The sequence below is a fragment of the Pseudoxanthomonas mexicana genome, assembly GCF_046736355.1.
GTDB lineage: Bacteria > Pseudomonadota > Gammaproteobacteria > Xanthomonadales > Xanthomonadaceae > Pseudoxanthomonas_A > Pseudoxanthomonas_A mexicana_B.
In genome coordinates this window covers 1833595-1854019 of the sequence record NZ_CP157201.1, presented here as the reverse complement: position 1 = coordinate 1854019, position 20425 = coordinate 1833595, and the positions used below count along the sequence as shown (strand labels likewise).

Below are 20425 nucleotides of genomic sequence, written 5' to 3'. Positions count from 1 at the left end.
ACGGCGGACGGCGAGAGTGGCGCTGCTTTACCTCACTCCTCACTCCTCTCCGCTCACTCCTGCCTCAAGGCCTCAAGCATCCACCCGTTTGGCCCCGGCCTCCAGCCCGGACTTCAGGCTGGCCTCCAGGAACTCGTCGAGGTCGCCGTCGAGCACCTTCTGGGTGTCGCTGCGCTCGACGCCGGTGCGCAGGTCCTTGATGCGGCTCTGGTCCAGCACGTAGTTGCGAATCTGGCTGCCCCAGCCGATGTCGGACTTGGTGGCCTCCAGCGCGTTCTTCTCGGCGTTGCGCTTCTGCACCTCGATCTCGTACAGCTTGGCCTTCAGCATCTTCATCGCGCGGTCGCGGTTGGCGTGCTGGCTGCGCTCGGTCTGGCAGGCCACCACCACCCCGCTCGGCACGTGGGTGATGCGCACGGCCGACTCGGTCTTGTTGACGTGCTGGCCGCCGGCGCCGGAGGAGCGGTAGACGTCGGTCTTCAGGTCGGCCGGGTTGATGTCGATGGCGATGTTGTCGTCCACCTCGGGCGAGACGAACACCGAGGTGAAGCTGGTGTGGCGGCGGTTGTCCGAGTCGAACGGCGACTTGCGCACCAGCCGGTGCACCCCGATCTCGGTCTTCAGCCAGCCGTAGGCGTAGTCACCCTCCACGCGGAAGGTGGCCGACTTGATGCCCGCCACTTCGCCGTCGGAGGCTTCCATCAGCTCGACCTTCCAGCCGCGCGACTCGGCCCAGCGCAGGTACATGCGCAGCAGCATCTCGGCCCAGTCCTGCGCCTCGGTGCCGCCGGCGCCGGCCTGGATGTCGACGAAGGCGTTGGCGCTGTCCATCTCGCCGGAGAACATGCGCTGGAACTCCAGCTTGTCCACCCGCGCGGCGTAGCGCTCGACGTCCTCGACCACGGCCTGCGCGGTCTCCTCGTCGCTCTCCATCTCGGCCAGTTCCAGCAGTTCGCCGGCGCCGGACAGGCCCTCGTCTATCTCGCGGATGCCGTTGACCGTCTTGTCCAGCAGCGAGCGCTCGCGGCCCAGGGACTGGGCGTGCTCGGGGTTGTTCCAGACGTCGGGGCTTTCCAGCTCCCGGCTCACCTCTTCCAGGCGTTCGCGCTTGCTCTCGTAGTCAAAGATACCCCCGTAGCGAGGCCAGCCGTTCCTGCAGTTCGGCGATGCGCTGGCGGACGGGATTGAGCTCGATCATGGGAATGCGCGGACGTGGGATGAGGGTCGGCAAGGATAGCAGAGCCCCGCGCCGGCCCGGCGCACGCCATGAAACCGGCGCCGGCCTGGCGCCGTTTCTGGCACGATGCTTGCATCGCCAAGGCAACGCCAGGTGCCGACGCCCATGCCCATGCCCAAGCCCAAGCCTTCCTTCAACCCGATCCGCCTGTTGCCGCTGCTGCTGGCGACCATGCTGCCGGCCGCACCGGCCGCAGCCCCGGTGCCGATGGCGGTGGAGGCGGTGGACGCCCGGATCTCCCGTTGCTTCGAGCTGCGCCGCAGCCAGCCGCGGCAGGCGGTGGAAGTGGCCGAAGCCCTGCTGGCCGACAGCAGCCTGGGCATCGAGCCGACGATCAAGGCGCTCAGCTGCCTGGGCGTGGCGGCCGCCATCGTCGGCGACACGCCCCGCGCGGCCAGCAGCGCCCGGCTGATCGAACAGCACCTCGAGCGCCATCCGGCGCTGGCGCCGGAATTCCGGCTGCGCGCGCTGTCCAATGCCGGCGGCATCCTGCACGGCATCGGCCAGGTCTACCGCGCCGAGCAGATGTATACCGAGGCGGCCCGGGTGGGCGAGGCCATCGGCGGGCAGGACGCCAGGATGATCCGGATCAGCACCCTCAACAACATCGGCCTGATCCACGCCGACTACCTGGATTCGCCGCAGGCCGCCGACGAGTACTACCGCAAGGCGCTGGCGCTGGCCGACACGGTCGACCATGACCGCTCGCAGCTGCTCTACAACTTCGCCATCAACCTCACCCGCCTGGACCGCCGCGAGCAGGCGCTGCACGCGCTGGAGCAGGCCGAGGCGAACGCGCGCGACAAGCGCAACGTCCTCATCGGCCACCGCATCCATGCCGCGCGCCTGGGATTGCTGCTGCAGGCCGGCAACGCCCAGACCAGCGCGCGGGAGCTGCTGCGCACGGCCACCGAGCAGCGCAAGCTGGCGGACGCGGCCGGCGAAGCGGCCACGCTGGCCTGGCTGGCACAGGCCCAGCGCCTGCAGGGGCACTACCCGCAGGCGCTGGAAAGCGCCCGCCAGGCCTGGCAGGTGGTCGGCAAGGGGCATTACCCGCAGGAGCAGTACCAGGTGCTGCGCGAGCTGATGGACATCCACGCCGCGCTCGGCCAGACGGACGAACTGCTGCAACGCGGCCGCCAGTTCCACACCCTGAAGATGGACGCGCTCAAGCAGCAGCGGCTGGAGATGCTGGCCGACCTGCAGGCGCGCACCCAGAGCGCCGATTCGCAGCGCGAGCTGGAGCGGATGCAGCACGAAAGCCAGATCCAGGCGCTCAGCAGCGAGAAGAACCGGCTGATGCGCACCACCGCCATCGTCCTGCTGTCGCTGCTGGTGATCGTGGTGCTGGCGTTCGGGCTGATGCAGCGGCGGCGCCACCGCCAGTTGCGGCGGATCAGCGAAATCGACGCGCTGACCGGCCTGAACAACCGCCATGCCGCCACCGCCACGCTCAACGCCCTGGCCGCCCAGCGCGGCCCGGAGGGCACCCGCCACACGCTGTTCCTGATCGACGTCGATCACTTCAAGCACATCAACGACACCTATGGCCACCATGCCGGCGACGAGGTGCTGGTCGAGGTCTCGGCACGGCTGAAGGCCGCCTGCCGGCCCAGCGACCTGGTTGCGCGCTGGGGCGGCGAGGAATTCCTGGTCGCCTGCCCCAACCTGACCCGCGAGCAGGCCGAGCAGATCGCCGGGCGGCTGCGCCGGGCGATGGCGCACACGCTGGAGGTCGGCGACGCCGCCCGGCCGGTGACGGTGTCGCTGGGGCTGGCGCCGATCCCGTTCTTCGACGTGCTGCCTGAGGATCACGTCGCGCGCCGCTGGGACTACGCGCTGCGCATGGCCGACCGCGCCCTGTACGCGGCCAAGAAGACCCGCAACGCCTGGGTCGGCTACTGGGGCGCGCAGCTGCCCGACGACGCCACCGCCGAGGCGGTGCTGGAGCAGCCCGAGGCCGCCGAGGGCATCATCACGGTGATGTCCAGCGTGCCGCGCGCCGCGTCGGTTTCGGCCGCCCGCGCCGAGAGCCTCCGTGAAGCGGGCGCGCAGATCTGAGCGCTAGCGCCGGCTGCACGTCCTTCGACTGCACGCGCGCATCGCCGCTGTGCAGCGGCTCGATCGCGGCGACTTGGCCCAGGTGACGATGTAGCCGCGGTGCAGCCGGGGCGAACCTGACGGCATGGCTCAGGCTTCCAGCGGTTCTCGATGCTCGACGATCAGCTGGATCGCCTGCCCGCCGCGGTAGTCGTCGGCGACCAGCCGGTAGGCGATGCGCTCGCGTGCGCCGGGCGCATCGCCGCGCCAGCCGCCGAAATGGATGGCGTCGATCGGTCCGCTGCCGGCCGCCGGCCGCAGGCTCAGCTTGAGGTGGCGCTCCTTCAGCACGCGCCATTGCAGCACCTCGAACTCGCCGTCGAACAGCGGTTCGGGAAAGCCCTGCCCCCACGGCCCGGCCAGGCGCAGCGCCTCGGCATGGACGTGATCCATCTCGTGCGGTTGCAGTTCGCCGTCGCTGAACAGCTCGGCCTGCAACAGCGCCGCATCCAGGGTGGCGCGGGCATGCGTGTCGAAAGCCTGCTCGAACGCCGCCAGCGCGTCGCGGTGCAGGCTCAGCCCGGCGGCCATCGCATGGCCGCCGAACTTCTCCACCAGGCCCGGCTGCAGCGCGTCCACCGCCGCCAGCGCATCGCGGATGTGGAAGCCGGGAATCGAACGCGCAGAGCCGCGCAGGGTTTCGGCGCCGGGCTCGGCCGGCGCGAACGCGATCACCGGGCGGTGCAGGCGTTCCTTCATCTTCGAGGCGACCAGCCCGACCACGCCTGGATGCCATTCCGGATCGAACAGGCACAGCGCCACCGGCGCTTCCTGCTGCGCGGCCAGCGCCACGCGCGCCACCGCGACCTCGGCCTCGTCGGTCATCTGCTGCTGCACGGCGCGGCGCTCGGCGTTGATCTCCTCCAGCGTCGCGGCGATCCCGCGCGCCTGCGCCGGATCGTCGCTGAGCAGCAACTCGATGCCCAGCGCCATGTCCTCCAGCCGGCCGGCGGCGTTCAGGCGCGGCGCCAGCGCGTAGCCGATGTCGCTGGCGGTCAACCGCGCCGGATCGCGGCCGCTGGCGGCGATCAGCGCGCGCAGGCCGGTGCAGCCCTGGCCCTGTCGCAGGCGGCGCAGGCCGGCCTGCACCAGCGCGCGGTTGTTGGCGTCCAGCGGCACCAGGTCGGCGACGGTGCCGACCGCGACCAGATCCAGCAGCGTGGCCAGGTCCGCTTCGTCGCCGGCCGGCAGGCAGCGTTCGCGCAAGGCGCGGCGCAACGCCAGCAGCACGTAGAAGATGACGCCGACGCCGGCCAGCGCCTTGCTCGGGAATCCATCCCCGGGCAGGTTGGGATTGACGATCGCGTCGGCCGCCGGCAGCGCCGCACCCGGCAGGTGGTGATCGGTGACCAGCACCTGCCAGCCGAGCGCCTTGGCCGCGGCGATGCCGGCATGGCAGGCGATGCCGTGATCGACGGTGACCAGCAGGTCCGGTTCCAGTCCGGCCAGTTCCGCCACCAGCGCCGGCGACAGGCCGTAGCCGTGCACCCTCCGGTTGGGCACCGCCGGGGTGACCCGGCGCGCGCCGAGCATGCGCAGCCCGCGCACCGCGGTGGCGCAGGCGGTGGCGCCGTCGCAGTCGAAATCGCCGACCACGACGATGTGGCGATCCCGCGCGATGGCGCCGGCCAGCAGTTCCGTGGCCTGCGCCAGCCCGAGCATCGCGTCGGGGGGCAGCAGTTGAGCCAGCCGCGGCTGCGCCAGTCGCGGATCGGCGACGCCGCGCGCGCAGTAGAGGCGCCGCAGCAGCGGCGGCACGCTGGCCGGCCACTCGCCGACCACGGCGATCTCGCGCCGCCGGATCCTCGGCGCGGCCCTCATGCCGGCATCGCGTCCGCGGCCTCGTGCAGGCGCCGCAGCGGACGCCGCCACCAGCGCCAGCGCTGCCCGCGCGCGATGCGGAACTGCGCGCCGTCCTCGAAATCCAGCGTCAACGCGGCCAGTTCGCGCCTGTCCAGCGCCTGCAGCAGCGGTTGCAGCGCCTCGGCGCAAAGCCTGTCGAGGTTGCGCAAGTGGCGCAGGTCGATCAGCGCATCGACCTGCCCGGCCTCCTGCGCGGAAACCACGCCGGCGGCCGCGGCCAGCGCGCGCAGCAGCGCATCCGGGCTGCGTATCTGCCGGTAGTGCGTCTGCACCGCGTCGGGCAAACGTCCTCCGCCCCAGAACCACAGCGAGTTGACCGGCGGCTTGCCCTGCGCCACGCGTTGCGCATTCCACGGATGGTTGTGCAGCAGCACCTGCGCCTCGCTGAGCAGCGCGCGCCAGCGGCGGCCCTGTTCGCCCTGCGGCAGGTGATCGAACAGATCGTCGCCGAGCACGTCCTGCACCGGCGCGAACGCCGGCACCTTCGCTTCGCGCGGCAGCCGCAGGTACCAGCGCGAAGGCTGCGGCGCATCGAGCAGGAAACCGGCGTCGCCGAACAGCGGCTTCAGCGCCGGCAGCAGCTGCGCGGTGTCCTCGGCGGTCAGTTCCAGCGCCTCGCCCCAGGCCAGCATGCGCGCGCCGTGCATGTCGGGCGCGATGCGTGCCGGATCGGCACGCAGCCAGGTGTCGCCGCCGGCATCGCCCGCGTCGAGCTGGCGGGTCAGCGCGGCGACCGGCCAGTGGTCCGGCAGCAGGCGGAAATGCCGGCGCAGCTGCGCCGGCTGCCCGGCCTCGCCCTCGCCGCGATCGGACCGGCCCAGCGCGCGCGCCACCGGCTCCGGCAGCGGCTGGCCGTCGAGCCGGCGGCGGGCGGGCAGCAGCAGCGTGGCCGAGGCCATCGGCGCGACGCTCCCTCAGCTCTCGTAGGAGACGCTGACGATCTCGTACTCGCGCTGGCCGGCCGGCGCGTCGATGGTGACCGCGTCGCCCTCGTGCTTGCCGATCAGCGCGCGCGCCAGCGGCGAGGAGATCGCAATCAGGCCCTGTTTGATGTCCGCTTCCAGGTCGCCGACGATCTGGTACTTCTTCTCCTCGTCGCTCTCCACGTCGGCCAGTTCGACGGTGGCGCCGAACACGATCCGGCTGCCGGCGTTGAGCTTGCTCACGTCGATGATCTCCGAGTGCGAAAGCTCGCTCTCCAGCTGCTTGATGCGGCCTTCGATGAAACCCTGCTGCTCGCGCGCGGCGTGGTACTCGGCGTTCTCCTTGAGATCGCCGTGCGCGCGCGCCTCGGCGATCGCGGCGATCACCTCGGGGCGCTTGACCGTCTTGAGCTGTTCCAGCTCGGCGCGCAGGCGTTGCGCGCCCTTCATCGTCATCGGGGCTCTCACCCTTGTAGCTCCTTGTGCAGTTCCTGCAAGGCCCACACCGGGCCGGTGCCGCGGAACTCCAGCGAATGCACCAGCGCCCTGGCGCCGGCGATGGTGGTTGAATAGGTGACGCGCTGCTGCAGGGCCTCGCGCCGGATGGAGAAGGAATCGGCGATGGCCTGCCGTCCCTCGGTGGTGTTGACGATATACACGATCTCGCCGTTCTTGATCAGATCGACGATGTGCGGGCGGCCCTCGGCCACCTTGTTGATCAGCTCGCACTCCAGGCCGTTCTCGCGCAGCCAGCCGCCGGTGCCCTGGGTGGCCACCAGCGAGAAGCCGCGCTCGACCAGCGCGCGGGCCACCGGCAGCACGCGCTGCTTGTCGGGATCGCGCACCGACACGAACGCCTTGCCCGGCTGCGGCGCCTTGATGCCGCCGGCCTCCTGCGCGCGCGCCATCGCCGCGCCGAAGCTGCGGCCCACGCCCATCACCTCGCCGGTGGAGCGCATCTCCGGGCCGAGGATCGGATCGACGCCCTGGAACTTGGCGAACGGGAAGATCGCCTCCTTGACCGAGTAGTAGTCCGGCACGATCTCCCTGGTGGCACCCTGTTCGGCCAGCGTCTTGCCTGCCATGCAGCGCGCGGCGATCTTGGCCAGCGGCATGCCGGTGGCCTTGGACACGAATGGCACCGTGCGCGAGGCGCGCGGATTGACCTCCAGCAGGTAGACGATGTCGCCGCCGTCGTCGTTGCTCTGGATGGCGAACTGGGTGTTCATCAGCCCGACCACGTTCAGCGCCTTGGCCAGCTCGACGACCTGCCGGCGCAGCTCGTCCTGGGTTTCGGCCGACAGCGAGTACGGCGGCAGCGAGCACGACGAGTCGCCCGAATGCACGCCGGCCTCCTCGATGTGCTCCATCACCCCGCCGATCAGGGTGTTGCCCTCGGCATCGGCGATCAGGTCGACGTCGACCTCGACGGCGTTGTCGAGGAAGCGATCCAGCAGCACCGGCGACTCGTTGGACACCTTAACCGCGTCGCGCACGTAGCGCGCCAGGTCGGATTCGCCGTAGACGATCTCCATCGCGCGGCCGCCGAGCACGTAGCTCGGGCGCACCACCAGCGGATAGCCGATCTCGCGCGCCAGCGCCAGCGCCTCGTCGGCGTTGCGCGCGGTGCGGTTGGGCGGCTGCTTCAGGCCCAGCTTCTCGACCAACTGCTGGAAGCGCTCGCGATCCTCGGCCAGGTCGATCGAATCGGGCGAGGTGCCGATCACCGGCACGCCGTTGGCTTCCAGCGCGCGCGCCAGCTTCAGCGGGGTCTGCCCGCCGTACTGGACGATCACGCCCTTCGGGTTCTCCAGCTCGACGATGGCCAGCACGTCCTCCAGCGTCAGCGGCTCGAAGTACAGGCGGTCCGACGTATCGTAGTCGGTGGAGACCGTCTCCGGGTTGCAGTTGACCATGATGGTCTCGTAGCCGTCCTCGCGCAGGGCGAGCGCGGCGTGCACGCAGCAATAGTCGAACTCGATGCCCTGGCCGATGCGGTTGGGGCCGCCGCCGAGGATCATGATCTTCTCGCGATCGGTCGGCTGCGCCTCGCACTCGTCCTCGTAGGTCGAGTACAGGTAGGCGGTGCCGGTGGCGAACTCGGCCGCGCAGGAGTCCACGCGCTTGTAGACCGGCTTGACGCCGAGCGCCTTGCGCAGCACGCGCACGGCCGCCTCGTCGGTGCCGGCCAGCTGCGCCAGCCGCGCGTCGGAGAAGCCCAGCCGCTTGAGCCGGCGCATGCGCGCCTTGTCCAGTGAGGCCAGCCCGTCGGCGGCGACCTGCTTCTCCTGCGCCACGATGTCCTCGATCTGGTCGAGGAACCACGGATCGATGAACGACAGCGCGTGCACCTGCTCGACGCTCATGCCGGCGCGGAAGGCGTCGCCGACGTAGAACAGGCGCTCCGGGCCGGGCGCCTTCAGTTCGCGCTTGAGCGTGGTCAGGTCGTCCTCGTCGGACAGGTCCAGCCCGGTCGGATCCAGGCCGGCCTTGCCGGTCTCCAGCCCGCGCAGCGCCTTCTGCAGCGACTCGGAGAAGGTGCGGCCCATCGCCATCACCTCGCCGACCGACTTCATCTGCGTGGTCAGGCGCGCGTCGGCCTGCGGGAACTTCTCGAAGGCGAAGCGCGGGATCTTGGTGACCACGTAGTCGATCGCCGGCTCGAACGAGGCCGGGGTCTTGCCGCCGGTGATCTCGTTCTTCAGCTCGTCCAGCGTATAGCCCACGGCCAGCTTGGCCGCGACCTTGGCGATCGGGAAGCCGGTGGCCTTGGACGCCAGCGCCGAGGAGCGCGACACGCGCGGGTTCATCTCGATGACGACCACCCGGCCGGTCTGCGCGTTGATGCCGAACTGCACGTTGGAGCCGCCGGTGTCCACGCCGATCTTGCGCAGCACCGCGATGGAGGCGTCGCGCAGGCGCTGGTATTCCTTGTCGGTCAGGGTCTGCGCCGGCGCCACGGTGATGCTGTCGCCGGTGTGCACGCCCATCGGGTCGAGGTTCTCGATCGAGCAGACGATGATGCAGTTGTCCGCGGTGTCGCGGACCACTTCCATCTCAAACTCCTTCCAGCCCAGCACCGATTCCTCCACCAGCACCTCGGTGGTCGGCGACAGCTCCAGGCCGCGGTTGACGATCTCGATCAGCTCCTCGCGGTTGTAGGCGATGCCGCCGCCGCTGCCGCCGAGGGTGAAGGACGGGCGGATGATGGTCGGATAGCCGACGCTGGCCTGGATCTCCAGCGCTTCCTCCAGCGTGTGCGCCACGGCGGCCTTCGGGCATTCCAGTCCGATCTCGCCCATCGCCACGCGGAACAGCTCGCGGTCCTCGGCCATGCGGATGGCCTCGCGCGAGGCGCCGATCAGCTCGACGCCGTGCTTCTCCAGCACGCCGTTGTCGGCCAGGTCCAGCGCGCAGTTCAGCGCGGTCTGCCCGCCCATCGTCGGCAGCAGCGCGTCGGGCTTCTCCTTGGCGATGATCTTCTCGACCGTCTGCCAGTTGATCGGCTCGATATAGACCGCGTCGGCCATCTCCGGGTCGGTCATGATGGTGGCCGGGTTGCTGTTGACCAGCACCACGCGGAAGCCCTCCTCGCGCAGCGCCTTGCACGCCTGCGCGCCGGAATAGTCGAACTCACAGGCCTGGCCGATGACGATCGGGCCGGCGCCGATGATGAGGATGGTTTTTATGTCGGTGCGCTTGGGCATGTATTTGACTCAGTTTGCTGCGTTGGCTGATTTGCTGCCGATGTGCTTGTCGAGGAAGGCTTCCAGCGCGTTGTAGAGACGCACGTTGTTTTCCAGCTCCTGGAAGCCGTGTCCCTCCTTGGGCGCGAGGATTTCCACCTCGGGCGGGCGCCCCGCGGAGACCAGTGCGCTCTTCAGCGCCCGGTACTGCGACATGGGTACGCGCTCGTCGCGCTCGCCATGAACCAGCATGACCGGCACGCGGATGCGGTCCACGTTGAAGGCGGCGGACTGGGCCTGCTGCTCGACCACGCTTTCCGGCAGAATCCGGCGCAGGTAATTGCGGCCGGAATCGGTCTGCGGAATGTCTCCGTCGCGGAACATCAGCGGCAGGCTATAGACACCGACATAGCCGATTGCACACTTGTAGCGCTCGGGTTCGCGGACGATGCTCTGCAGGGCCGCATAACCTCCGTATGAGGCGCCATAGGTACAGATGCGCCCGGGATCGGCCACGCCCTCCTGCACCGCCCACTGCACCGCATCGGTCATGTCGTCGATCATCGACATACCCCAGTTGCGGTATCCCTTGCGCTCGAATGCGTTGCCGTAGCCGCCGGACCCACGGAAGTTCACCTGCAGGACCGCATAGCCCCGGCTGGCGAGGAATTGGACATCGGGATTGAAGCCCCAGTTGTCGCGCGGTCCATGCGGTCCTCCGTGAGGGTGCAGGACGAGGGGAAGATTCTTGCCGCTGCTGCCGGCCGGCACGGTGATGTAGCCATGCACCCGCGTGCCGTCTCTTGCGGTGAAGCTGAAAGGCTTCATCGGCGACATCTGCGCGGGCTTGATCCATTCCATCGCCGCAAGGAGGAACTTTGCCTGGCTGGTCTTGCGATCGAAGAGATAGTAGCTGCCGGGATCGACATCGCTGTACACACGCAGCAACACGTAGCGACCGTCCTTGCTGATGCCGTCGAACCTGACCGCGCCGTCCGGGAAAGCATTAATCAGGCCGGCGTAGGTCTTGGTCTCCGGATGATCCCTGTTGATGAAGTCCGTGACCGGATAGCCATCCGCATAGGTCACACCAAGAAGTTCACGGCCGTCGCTGCTGGCCAGGTAGCCGTTGGCTTCGACATTGGCATTGGTCGAAAGCAGCTCGCGCTGCTCGGTATCGGCTGCAATCGCATACAGTCCGGCAGGCTCGCCCTTTTCGCTGACCACGGTATAGACCAAGCGGTTCGTGGCATCGAAGCCGAGCGGCATGTGCTGGGAATCCCCCATCGCGGCGCGATGGATCTCGCTCCACTTGTCGCCGTCGCGCCGCAACGTCACGCTTTCGTTGTTCTCTTCACGACCGATCACGTAGCGCAGCTTCTGCTCATGATCGACCAGGAAGCTGCCGAACCGCACGGGCGCGGTCGCCACCGTGCGCACCTTGCCATCGTTCACGTTCAGCTTGAACAGGTATGCCGAATCAACCGAGCGCTGGACGAGAATGTTGTCCGGATCGTTTTCCAGCAGATCCACCAGCTGGTAGGTGCCGCCGTTGGGGATCATTATCCGGCGCTTGCCATCCACGTCGCTGGCATGCACGTCGGGGGTTCCGACACGGAAGTCATACCGCCCCAGCTTGCGCGAGACATAGGTGAAGAATCGCTTGTCGTTGACCCAACGAACCCGCTCGGCATGATACTGCTTGCCGTAGTCCCACTTGCCAATCAACTTCATGTCCGCGATACGGAATGCGGTCAGCACAGTACGATCGGCCTGCGGCACTGCAACGGTGATGTACTCGCCGGTAGGCGACAACGTCACCGAGGTGAACTCGGGATCCTTGAAGAAATCCTCCACCGGAACCTTCTGCGCCCAGGCGGATACGGGAATCAGACACAGCAGCAGCAATGCACGCATCATGGACTTCACTCCTTTGGTCTTTGTCACTGCAAGGCGTAACCGCCACGTCCTCTGGGGAGCCGGGTTACGGTCTGTGTTTCCGATCAACCGCCTCTCCTCTCCATGCCGGCCACGAATCGATCGAACAGCGGCGCCACGTCGTGCGGGCCGGGCGAGGCTTCCGGATGGCCCTGGAACGAGAAGGCCGGCGCGTCGGTCAGCTCGATGCCCTGGTTGGTGCCGTCGAACAGCGAGCGGTGGATGACCCGCACGTTGGCCGGCAGCGTCGATTCGTCCACCGCGAAGCCGTGGTTCTGCGAGGTGATCATCACCCGCCCGCTGTCCAGGTCGATGACCGGGTGATTGGCGCCGTGGTGGCCGTGCGGCATCTTGACCGTCCGTGCGCCGGCGGCCAGCGCCAGCAGCTGGTGGCCCAGGCAGATGCCGAAGGTCGGGATCTTCTTCGCGATGAACTCGCGGATCGCGATGATGGCGTAGTCGCACGGCGCCGGGTCGCCCGGGCCGTTGGACAGGAACACGCCATCCGGATTCATCGCCAGCGCCTCGGCCGCCGGCGTCTGCGCCGGGACCACGGTCACCTCGCAGCCGCGCTCGGCCAGCATGCGCAGGATGTTGTGCTTGACGCCGTAGTCGTAGGCCACGACCTTGAACTTCGGCGCGGCCTGCACGAACGCGCCGCTGTCCAGATCCAGCTGGCCGTCGCGCCACGCATACGGCTTGTCGGTGGACACCACCCTGGCCAGGTCCATGCCCTTCAGGCCGGGGAACTTGCGCGCCGCTTCCAGCGCCTTCTCCACGTCGAGATCCGGGCCGGCCATCAGCGCGCCGTTCTGCGCGCCGTGCTCGCGCAGGATGCGCGTCAGCTTGCGGGTGTCGATGCCAGCGATGGCGACGATGCTGCGCGCGATCAGCCACTCGGGCAGCGGCGTCTGGCTGCGCCAGCTGCTCGGCCGGCGCGGCACGTCGCGCACGATCAGGCCGGCGCACCAGACCTTGTCGGCCTCGTCGTCCTGGTCGGTGCAGCCGGTGTTGCCGATGTGCGGATAGGTCAGGGTGACCAGCTGGCGGGCATAGGAGGGATCGGTGAGGATCTCCTGGTAGCCGGTCATCGCGGTGTTGAACACCACTTCGCCGACCGACAGGCCGCTGGCGCCTACGGATTCGCCCTCGAACACGGTGCCGTCTTCGAGGACAAGGATTGCGGGTTGAGTCACGGGGTTCGCCTTGGGGTGAGAGGAACCCTGCTCCCGGACTTGCGGCTGCAAGAAACCGCGGACGCGGCATTTCTCCGGTCCGTGGCGATGGGTAACAGGCGAGCGGGAATTGTACCGGCGCGGCCCCGTTCGCGCCAGCATCGATGAACGCTGGGCCTGTTCAGCAATGCATGCGGACGCAGCGCAAGGCTCAATCGAGCAGATCGCGGACCCGGTACTGCCCCGGCGCGCGGCCGACCATGCGCGCGGCGGCGTGCAGCGCGCCGCGGGCGAAGATGTCGCGGTTGGTGGCGCGGTGGACCAGTTCGATGCGCTCGCCCGGCCCGGCGAACTGGACCAGGTGCTCGCCGACGATGTCGCCGGCGCGCAGGCTGGCATAGCGCGGCTGCGCCCCGCCCGCCTGCGCCGACTGTCCCAGCGTCAGCGCGGTGCCCGAGGGCGCGTCCTTCTTGTGCACGTGGTGCGATTCGACGATGTCGCAGTCCCAGCCCGGCAGCGCCGCGGCGGCGCGTTCGACCAGCTCGGCCAGCACCGCCACGCCCAGGCTGAAGTTCGACGCCCACACCAGCGCGATGCCTTCGGCCGCCTGCGCCAGCGCCTGCCGCTGCGCCTCCGACAGCCCGGTGGTGCCGGAGACCAGCGGCGCGCCACGCGCGCGGCACAACGCCAGCACCGGGTCGAAGCCTTCGGGCAGGCTGAAGTCGATGGCGGCGTCGAACGCCGGCACGGCCGCCAGCTCGGCCGCGGCGAAGAACGGGACGCCATCGACGACCCGCTGCGCGGGCGGGCGCCCGGTCACCGCGGCGACGACCGAATAGCGCTCAGGCTGCTCGGCGGCCAGCCGCAGCAGCGCCTGGCCCATGCGCCCGGACGCGCCGTGGATGAGGATGCGGGTGGAAGTGGCGTTCATGCCGGCATGGTAGCGACGCCGGGGATATCTGGCGACCGGTTGCGGGCGGGTGCCATCTTCGCTTCAAGCGGCTGGAAGCGAAGGCGCTGGGTTGACCAGCCTGGCGGCTGTTGAAGAGCGCCTCCGCCTACACGGTAATGACGGCGGGTCGGGGTTCGCCGCGCATTTTCCAATCCGGCGGCCAGCGCTTGCTCTTGCGGGAACGGATTCAGGACGCCGTTTCGCCGGTCAGCCGCTTGTCCCAGCTCTCGGTCTTTCCCTGCGCCAACCTGCGCTCGAACAACGTGCGCCACGACGGCACCAGCGGCAGCCGCAGCACCTGCTCCAGCGTTTCCCGCTCCAGCGTGCGCCGGTACAGCAGTTCGATCAGCCGGGCCAGCGACCATTGCGGATGCGGGCGCTCGACCAGGCGCAGTGCGTCGCCGGCGCGCACCTGGCCCGGTTCCAGCACGCGGTAGTACCAGCCGGTGCGGCCGCTGTCCTGCACGCGCCGGGCCATGTCAGCGACGGCGAAGCGGTCGGACAGCTTCCAGCACGGCTGCCGCGACTGCGAAACCTCGACCAGCGCGTCGCCCAGCCGCAGGCGATCGCCCAGGCACAGGTCGGCCTCGCCTACGCCGGTGGTGCTGATGTTCTCGCCGAAGGCGCCGGGCTGCCGGAGCAGCGGATGATCGCCGAGCTCGCCGCGCCAGCCGGCGTAATGGTCGAACGGATAGTGGTGCACGGCCTTGTCCGGGCCGCCGTGCACGCGCAGGTCGCCCTGCTCGTCGCCGTCCAACCCCAGCGGGCCGACCTGCACCGCGCCCTGCCGCGGCGTCTTGGCGATCGCGCTGCGGCTGCCGGGCCGGGTGAAGTCCACGGCCCGGCCGGAGAGGACGGCGGTCACGATGGCCAGCCGTTCCTCCATGCCGCGCTTACGCCGTCGCGGCCGCCTTGGCGGCCACTTCCGCCGTCACCAGCGCGCCGAGGATCTTCATGCCCTGCTCGATCTTCTCGGCCGGCACGGTCACGAACGACAGCCGCAGCGTGTTCTTCTGCGGCTCGGTGGCGAAGAACGGCGCGCCCGGCACGAAGGCGACGTTCTGTTCGATGGCCTTGGCCAGCAGTTCGCCGGTGTCGATGCCCTCGGGCAGGGTCACCCAGATGAACATGCCGCCGGCCGGCCGGTTCCACTTGGCCTCGGCCGGGAAATAGCGATCCAGCGCAGACAGCATCAGCTCGCACTGGTTGGCGTAGAGCTTGCGGATCTCGGGGATGTGCCGGTCGAGGAAGTCGCCCTGCAAGGCCTCGTAGACGATCCGCTGCGAGAACGAGGGCGTGTGCAGGTCCGCCGCCTGCTTGGCCTGCACCAGCTTGCCGTGCAGCGCCTCCGGCGCGATCAGGTAGCCCAGCCGCAGGCCCGGCGCCAGCACCTTGGAGAACGAGCCCATGTAGATCACGTTGTCCGGATCCATCGACAGCAGGCTCGGCAGCTGCTCGCCCTCGTAGCTCAGCTCGCCGTACGGATCGTCCTCGACGATCGGCACGCCGGCCTCGCGCGCCTTCTTCACCAGCGCCTGGCGGCGCTCCAGCGGCAGGCGGCGGCCGGTCGGGTTCTGGAAGTTGGGCAGGCAGTACATGAAGCGCGCGCCCTGCAGCTGCTCGCCGGTCAGCGACTCGACGATCAGGCCCTGCTCGTCCGAGGCCATCGCCGAGAAGGCCGGACGGAACAGCGAATAGGCCTGCAACGCGCCGAGGTAGCTGGGCGTTTCCACCAGCACCTTGCTGCCCTCGTCGATCAGCACCTTGCCCAGCAGGTCCAGGCCCTGCTGCGAGCCGGTGGTGATCAGCACCTGACTGGGCCGGATGGTGACGCCGCCCTTGCTGTGGCGCGCGGCGATCCACTCGCGCAGCGGCGTGTAGCCCTCGGTCGGGCCGTATTGCAGCGCGGCCTGCGGCGCCTCGTCGAACACCTTGTCGGTCGCCTCGCGCATGCGCGCGATCGGGAAGGTCGCGGGCGACGGCAGGCCGCCGGCGAAGGAAATCACCTCGGGACGCTCGGTGACCTTGAGGATCTCGCGGATCGCCGAACTGGTCAGCGCCTGCGCACGTTGGGAAAGAGTGAATTGATTGGCCATGCCGATAGTGTACCGCCTGCGGCCGCCGTTGCCCTCCCCGCCCTCAGTACGCAGCCGTACCGCGGCGGCGCATCATTCCAGCACGTGGCCGATGCCGCTGGCTGCAATCTCGTCGGCCACCGCCGCCAGCGCGGCCGGGTCGCAGCCGGCGTCGAAGCCGATGCGGAAATGCACCTGCCCCTCCGGCGTGCGCGAGGAATGGATCGAGGACAGACTCACGCCGTGGCGCTCGAACACGTGCAGCAGCGCGCGCAGCGAACCGGGCCGGTCCTCCGGCAGGTGCACGCCGAGGCTGCGGGTCTCGGTCAGGTCGGCGAGCAGGTAGCCCAGCCGCTCGAAGCCGTAGTTGCCGGCGGCCAGCGCGCGCTCGCCGATCGCCTGCCGGCTGGCGTGCAGGAACTCCTCGCGGAACGCGCCGCGCGCCGCCTCGTCGCCGGCGCGCACCAGCGCGGCCATCCGCCCGAGCTGCGCGCCCAGCGCCTGCAGCATGTCCGGCGCGTGCGGGTTGCCGAACTGGATGTCCTCGTAGATGGCCGGGTTGAGCGAGAGGATGCGCGCGATGATCGCCGCGTCCATCTCGAAGGAGGCCGAGCGGAACGGCATCAGCGCCTCCAGGCTGCCCAGCTCCGGCGCGTAGTCGCGCAGCACCGCCGCCTGTGACAGGTGGCTGGCGTGCACCATCGCCTGCACCAGCGCCATGACCCGGTCGTGCCGCTGCGGCGTGGCTGGGACGCACTCGGCCTCCAGCGCGCGCAGGCAGTCCTGCAGCCACGGCCGCCAGCGCGACAACCGCGCCTCGCACACCACCATCACCCTGCCCTTCAGCGTCGGCGCCTTCGGCGGCGCGGCCATCGGGTGCAGGCCTGCCACCTCGGCGCGCGAGCGCAGCATCGCCGCCACCGGCGCGTCCTTGATTGAGGTGACGTCCAGCCACAGCCGGCCCTGCTCGCGCCCACCGGCGAGTTCGACGTAGCGCTCGATGATGCCGACGGTATGGCGGATCGGCGCCGAGAAGATCAGCACGTCCGCGCCGTCGAGCAGTTCCCGCTCGCCTACCGAGTCCCCGGCCGCCGGATCGTGGCCGATGACCTCCAGCCCCATCCGTTCGGAGAAGAACCGTTGCAGCCAGCGCCCGTAGGCGCCGGCCAGGCCGACGATGCCGATCCGAGGTGTCTGCTGCATGCGCGGCTCCCGTGTGGAACCGCATTGTAGGAATTCGCGGCGCGCCGCGCCGGGGCCGTCAGGAGGTCATCCGGTCCCAGAAGCCCTTGACGCCGTCGAGGAAGGTCGCCGACTTGGGCGAATGCTTGCGCGCCTCGTCGCCGCTGAAGGTCGCCTCGAACTTCTCCAGCAGTTCGCGCTGCTCGGAAGTCAGGTTGACCGGCGTCTCCACCACGACGCGGCAGAACAGGTCGCCCTCGCTGCGGCTGCGCACCGAGCGCACGCCCTTGCCGCGCAGGCGGAACAGCTTGCCGGTCTGGGTCTCGGCCGGGATGCGGATCTCGGCCTCGCCGTTGAGCGTGGGCACGCGCACGGTGTCGCCCAGCGCGGCCTGGGAGATGCGGATCGGCACCTCGCAGTGCAGGTCGTCGCCGTCGCGCTGGAAGATGGCGTGCTCGCGCACGCGCACTTCCACGTACAGGTCGCCCGGCGGCGTGCCGGGCGGGCCGGCCTCGCCCTCGCCGGTCAGGCGGATGCGATCGCCGTTGTCCACGCCGGCCGGAATCTTGACCGACAGGACCTTCTCGTCCTCCACCCGCCCGGCGCCGTGGCAGCTCTTGCAGGGGTTGCGGATGGTCTGCCCGCGCCCGCCGCAGGCCGGGCAGGCCTGCTGCATGGCGAAGATGCCGCGCTGCATGCGCACGTTGCCGCGGCCGCCGCAGGTGGCGCAGGTCTCGGTCTTGCCGTCCTCCGAACCGGAGCCCTTGCAGGGCTCGCAGGTGGCCAGGGTCGGGATCTCGATGCGCTTCTCGACGCCGGCGACGGCCTCCTCCAGATCCAGCTCCATCACGTAGCCGACATCGGCGCCGCGCCGCGCCGCGCGCGCGCCACCCCCGCCGAAGATGTTGCCGAAGATGTCGCCGAAGATGTCGCCGAAGATGTCGCCCATGTCCGGCGCGCCCTGGCCGCCGCCCATGCCGTGCTCGAACGCGGCATGGCCGTGAGCGTCGTAGGCGCGGCGCTTGGCCGCGTCCGACAGCACCTCGTAGGCCTCCTTGCACTCCTTGAACGAAGCCTCGGCCGCCTTGTCGCCGGGGTTGCGATCCGGATGGAACTTCATCGCGCAGCGGCGATAGGCCTTCTTCAGCTCATCGTCGCCGGCGGTGCGGGGCACGCCCAGGACTTCGTAGTAGTCGCGTTTGCTCATGGAGCCGGGAATCGGGAATGGGGAGTGGGGAATGGTCCGAAGCGGTTCTCGGACGACGGATACGAGAACGGGGAACCAGGGTCTTGGTACGCGTGCCTCAGCATCGCCGTTCCTATTCCCGATTCCCCATTCCCTATTCCCGCCTTACTTCTTGTCGTCGTCCTTGACCTCGGTGAACTCCGCATCAACCACGTCGTCGGCCGCCTGGCCGCCGGCGTTGCCGGCACCGGCTTCCGCGCCGGGCTGGCCGGCCGCGCTGGCGGCCGCGTACAGCGCCTGGCTGGCGGTTTCCAGGGCCTTGGTCCTGGCTTCGATCTGGGCCTTGTCGTCGCCCTTCATCGCCGTTTCCAGATCCGCCAGCGCCGACTCGACCTGGCCGATGACCTCGCCGCCGACCTTGCTGCCGTGCTCGGCGATGGCGCCGCGGGTGGCGTGGATCAGGCCGTCGGCCTGGTTGCGCGCCTGCACCAGCTCGTGGAACTTCTTGTCCTCCTCGCGGTGCGCCTCGGCGTCGGCGACCATGCGGTTGATCTCGTCCTCGGACAGGCCCGAGCCGGCCTTGATCTCGACCTTCTGCTCCTTGCCGGTCTTCTTGTCCTTGGCGGTGACGTGGACGATGCCGTTGGCGTCGATGTCGAAGGACACCTCCACCTGCGGCATGCCGCGCGGCGCCGGCTCGATGCCGGACAGGTCGAACTTGGCCAGCGACTTGTTGAAGCGGGCCTGCTCGCGCTCGCCCTGCAGCACGTGCACGGTCACCGCGGACTGGTTGTCCTCGGCGGTGGAGAAGGTCTGCGAGGCCTTGGTCGGGATGGTGGTGTTCTTCTCGATGATCTTGGTGAACACGCCGCCGAGGGTCTCGATGCCCAGCGACAGCGGGGTCACGTCGAGCAGCAGCACGTCCTTGACGTCGCCGGCCAGCACGCCGCCCTGGATCGCCGCGCCCAGCGCGACCGCCTCGTCGGGGTTGACGTCCTTGCGCGGCTCCTTGCCGAAGAACTCGGCCACCGCCTGCTGTACCTTCGGCATGCGGGTCTGGCCGCCGACCAGGATCACCTCGCCGATGTCGCTGGCGCGCAGGCCGGCGTCGTTGAGCGCGGTGCGGCACGGCTCGATGGTCTTCTTCACCAGGTCTTCCACCAGCGCTTCCAGCTTGGCGCGGGTCAGCTTGATGTTCAGGTGCTTGGGACCGGAAGCGTCGGCGGTCACGTACGGCAGGTTGACCTCGGTCTGCTGCGAGGTGGACAGCTCGATCTTGGCGCGCTCGGCGGCGTCCTTCAGGCGCTGCAGCGCCAACGGGTCCTTGCGCAGGTCGATGCCCTGGTCCTTCTGGAATTCCTCGACGAGGTAGTCGATGACGCGCTTGTCGAAGTCCTCGCCGCCGAGGAAGGTGTCGCCGTTGGTGGCCAGCACCTCGAACTGCTTCTCGCCGTCGACGTTGGCGATCTCGATGATCGACACGTCGAAGGTGCCGCCGCCCAGATCGTAGACGGCGATCTTGCGGTCGCCGCCGGCCTTGTCCAAGCCGTAGGCCAGCGCCGCGGCGGTCGGCTCGTTGATGATGCGCTTGACGTCCAGGCCGGCGATGCGGCCGGCGTCCTTGGTCGCCTGGCGCTGGCTGTCGTTGAAGTAGGCCGGCACGGTGATGACCGCCTCGGTGACGGTCTCGCCCAGGAACGCCTCGGCGGTCTTCTTCATCTTCTCCAGCACCTTGGCGGAGATTTCCTGCGCGGCCATCTTCTTGCCGTCGCTGGTAGCCACCCAGGCGTCGCCGTTGTCGTGCTGGACGATCGAGTACGGCACCAGGCCGAGGTCCTTCTGCACCTCGGCGTCGGTGAACTTGCGGCCGATCAGTCGCTTGACCGCGAAGAAGGTGTTCTTGGGGTTGGTGACGGCCTGGCGCTTGGCCGAGGCGCCGACCAGCACCTCGCCGTCCTTGGTGTAGGCGACGATGGAGGGCGTGGTGCGATCGCCTTCCGAGTTCTCGATGACGCGGGCCTTGCCGCCGTCCATGATCGCCACGCACGAGTTGGTCGTGCCCAGGTCGATGCCGATGATCTTGCCCATGTGGGGTGCTCCCTAGAAAT

14 protein-coding genes are annotated in these 20425 nt (G+C 69.2%); 1 reads left to right on the top strand and 13 read right to left on the bottom strand.

Features of this window, described 5'->3' with window-relative positions:
- Nucleotides 1–72: 72 nt before the first annotated feature.
- A protein-coding gene (gene prfB, locus AAG688_RS08585; RefSeq protein ID WP_411831839.1) for a peptide chain release factor 2 occupies nt 73–1198 on the bottom strand; the annotation gives its coding sequence in 2 pieces (ribosomal slippage) (nt 73–1122 and nt 1124–1198; 1125 coding nt in all).
- A 144-nt stretch (nt 1199–1342) separates the two neighbouring features.
- Here prfB and AAG688_RS08580 point away from each other — a divergent pair.
- Nucleotides 1343–3298 carry a diguanylate cyclase domain-containing protein gene (locus AAG688_RS08580; protein WP_411831838.1) on the top strand — a complete coding sequence of 652 codons (1956 nt, stop codon included), beginning with the start codon at nt 1343–1345 and terminating at the stop codon, nt 3296–3298.
- A 129-nt stretch (nt 3299–3427) separates the two neighbouring features.
- On the opposite strand, the gene recJ is transcribed toward AAG688_RS08580, so the two are convergent.
- The 12 genes from recJ to dnaK all read right to left on the bottom strand — a co-directional run bounded on the left by recJ (nt 3428) and on the right by dnaK (nt 20405).
- Nucleotides 3428–5158: a single-stranded-DNA-specific exonuclease RecJ gene (gene recJ, locus AAG688_RS08575; RefSeq protein ID WP_411831837.1), complete on the bottom strand. Its 1731-nt coding sequence runs from the start codon at nt 5156–5158 to the stop codon at nt 3428–3430.
- A complete protein-coding gene (locus AAG688_RS08570; protein WP_411831836.1) occupies nt 5155–6099 on the bottom strand; it encodes a phosphoglycerate mutase in 945 nt (314 codons plus the stop codon). The genes recJ and AAG688_RS08570 overlap by 4 nt, the downstream gene beginning before the upstream one ends.
- Before the next feature lie 15 nt (nt 6100–6114).
- Nucleotides 6115–6591, bottom strand: coding sequence for a transcription elongation factor GreA (greA, locus tag AAG688_RS08565; protein ID WP_411831835.1), 477 nt, complete (start codon nt 6589–6591; stop codon nt 6115–6117).
- Nucleotides 6588–9830, bottom strand: coding sequence for a carbamoyl-phosphate synthase large subunit (carB, locus tag AAG688_RS08560; protein WP_411831834.1), 3243 nt, complete (start codon nt 9828–9830; stop codon nt 6588–6590). Before carB ends, greA begins: the two co-directional genes overlap by 4 nt.
- 9 nt (nt 9831–9839) lie before the next feature.
- Complete coding sequence (locus AAG688_RS08555; protein WP_411831833.1) at nt 9840–11729, bottom strand: alpha/beta hydrolase family protein; 1890 nt, start codon at nt 11727–11729, stop codon at nt 9840–9842.
- Nucleotides 11730–11812: 83 nt separating this feature from the next.
- Nucleotides 11813–12943 carry a glutamine-hydrolyzing carbamoyl-phosphate synthase small subunit gene (gene carA, locus AAG688_RS08550; protein ID WP_411831832.1) on the bottom strand — a complete coding sequence of 377 codons (1131 nt, stop codon included), beginning with the start codon at nt 12941–12943 and terminating at the stop codon, nt 11813–11815.
- Between the two features lie 190 nt (nt 12944–13133).
- The gene (gene dapB, locus AAG688_RS08545) at nt 13134–13853 is read right to left on the bottom strand and encodes a 4-hydroxy-tetrahydrodipicolinate reductase (protein ID WP_411831831.1); all 720 of its coding nucleotides are present in this window, start codon (nt 13851–13853) and stop codon (nt 13134–13136) included.
- A 208-nt stretch (nt 13854–14061) separates the two neighbouring features.
- Nucleotides 14062–14760: an MOSC domain-containing protein gene (locus AAG688_RS08540; RefSeq protein ID WP_411831830.1), complete on the bottom strand. Its 699-nt coding sequence runs from the start codon at nt 14758–14760 to the stop codon at nt 14062–14064.
- A 7-nt stretch (nt 14761–14767) separates the two neighbouring features.
- Entirely contained in the window at nt 14768–15970 is a 1203-nt protein-coding gene (locus AAG688_RS08535) for a PLP-dependent aminotransferase family protein (protein WP_411831829.1), read from the bottom strand.
- Nucleotides 15971–16042: 72 nt separating this feature from the next.
- The gene (locus AAG688_RS08530) at nt 16043–17152 is read right to left on the bottom strand and encodes a prephenate dehydrogenase (RefSeq protein ID WP_411831828.1); all 1110 of its coding nucleotides are present in this window, start codon (nt 17150–17152) and stop codon (nt 16043–16045) included.
- 58 nt (nt 17153–17210) lie between these two features.
- Nucleotides 17211–18338, bottom strand: a complete 1128-nt coding sequence (gene dnaJ, locus AAG688_RS08525) for a molecular chaperone DnaJ (protein WP_411831827.1) — start codon at nt 18336–18338, stop codon at nt 17211–17213.
- Nucleotides 18339–18482: 144 nt separating this feature from the next.
- Nucleotides 18483–20405, bottom strand: coding sequence for a molecular chaperone DnaK (dnaK, locus tag AAG688_RS08520; RefSeq protein WP_411831826.1), 1923 nt, complete (start codon nt 20403–20405; stop codon nt 18483–18485).
- Nucleotides 20406–20425 lie beyond the last annotated feature (20 nt).